This is a genomic window from Micromonospora sp. ATCC 39149, from assembly GCF_000158815.1.
Taxonomy (GTDB): Bacteria; Actinomycetota; Actinomycetes; order Mycobacteriales; family Micromonosporaceae; genus Micromonospora.
Genome location: NZ_GG657738.1, coordinates 1,876,056 through 1,877,082 on the forward strand (window position 1 = coordinate 1,876,056; position 1,027 = coordinate 1,877,082).

General features: G+C 73.8%; 1 protein-coding gene. It reads right to left on the reverse strand.

From position 1 onward, the window contains the following. Positions 1 to 405: LLM class flavin-dependent oxidoreductase (locus MCAG_RS07650; protein ID WP_007072389.1), on the reverse strand; the 405-nt coding region annotated here is incomplete at its 3' end. Between the last annotated feature and the right edge of the window lie 622 nt (positions 406 to 1,027).

Here is a 1,027-nt window from a genome sequence, read left to right on the forward strand (position 1 = left end):
GGCGAGCTGTTCCTCCAGCCGGTCGAACCGCTCCCCCAGCGCCGGGAACGGGATGCCGTACGCACTGTGCTCCTCGGCGAACCAGCCGGCGCCGATGCCCAGCTCCACCCGGCCGCCGCTCATCTGGTCGACCTGCGCCACGGTGATCGCGAGGGGGCCGGGGAAGCGGAAGGTGGCGGCCGTCATCAGCGTGCCGAGCCGGATCCGGGAGGTGTCCCGGGCCATGCCGGCCAGGGTGGTCCAGGCGTCGGTCGGGCCCGGGTCGCCGCTCACCGCGCCCATCTTCAGGTAGTGGTCGGACCGGAAGAACGCGCCGTAGCCGGCGTCCTCGGCGCAGCGGGCCACGGCGAGGAGCTGGTCGTAGGTGGCGCCCTGCTGGGGTTCGGTGAAGATCCGCAGTTCCATTCCCCGAGCATAGGCAGTGCAAGGAGGGGCCCCTTGTTGACGCCTCCGGTAGGGAGGGGCACCCCCGGCGGCCCCGCGCGGCCAGTCGGCCGGCACGCCCCCGTCGGGTCGCGACCGGGCCGCCCGCGCCACCACCTCCTCCGGCGTCAGCGGCGCCTTGGGATGGTGGGTCAGGCACAGCGGGGTGTCCACCTTGACGAAGGAGAAGCCCTCCCCCGCCGCGTAGAACTGGCCGCTGGTCAGCAGCCCGATGTCCGGCAGCCGGCCGCCCTTGGCCTCGGCGAGCTGCCGGGCCGCGTCGATCTGCGCGGGTGCGTTGAGCAGCCCGAAGAACTGGGTGGTGGCGTTGCCGGAGATCTGGTTGTGCAGGCCCTTCGGGGCCTGGGTGGCGAAGACCAGCCCGAGGCCGTACTTGCGGGCCTGCGAGGCCAGGGCGATGGAGCTGGCCGTGCAGGCGGTGTTCCCGCTGGACGGCGCGAGGGTCTGCGCCTCGTCCATCACGAAGAGACCGCCCAGCGGCCGGTCCCCGGCGGGATGCCGCCGGATCCAGGCGAACAACGCCATGCGGGGCCAGGGCTTGCTCCAGGGCCTGCTCGGCGGCGCTGTCCGGGCGCGGCGTCCC